The following is a 550-nucleotide window of genomic DNA, read 5'->3' as shown; positions in this document are numbered from 1 at the left end:
TACTTAAACCAATCTATTACATCAACCGATAGCTTTTTATAAAAAGATAACTCTGATGCTTTATTTAGTTTTTCTAAATAAACAGAAGACCAAGTTAATAAGTGACCCTCAAGTAATTCACCAGCTGAATTAATATTATTATTTTCTAACAAATACGCATGAGCGAATAACATTAAACCAAATTGATCTTCCGGCTCTCTTAACCCAGTGTCTAATTCAATCTGATTCAATTCTAAAAACTGGCGATACTCAACCGTAGAAGCACCAAACACAACGCGGTCTTTATCTAGGTACACAGAACCCCAAGGCGGAGCTGGCATGTCTCCAACGCCTTCAAACAGGCGGCTGAACTCTGCTGCGAGCGCATCTTCGTCTTCGCTTCTTAATGCCTGCAAGCATTCTTCAGAGAGTACTTCGCTCTCAACCAAAGCTTCGACAATGGTGATTAACTGTTCTTTACTTGTCGCTTGATAAAATAGCGAACCCAACAATTTATGCGTATCGATAATCATTATTATTTATACCGTTATAGGTTTAAAGATAATTATAT

1 protein-coding gene is annotated in these 550 nt (G+C 37.3%); it reads right to left on the bottom strand.

From position 1 onward, the window contains the following. The coding region (locus AB4517_RS22415) for a molecular chaperone TorD family protein (protein WP_372150056.1) at positions 1-512 on the bottom strand (512 nt) is incomplete at its 3' end. Positions 513-550: the final 38 nt, after the last annotated feature.

It is taken from the genome of Vibrio sp. 10N.222.52.C3, assembly GCF_041474195.1.
Taxonomy (GTDB): Bacteria; Pseudomonadota; Gammaproteobacteria; order Enterobacterales; family Vibrionaceae; genus Vibrio; species Vibrio crassostreae_C.
This window is presented reverse-complemented; position numbering and strand designations above follow the sequence as displayed.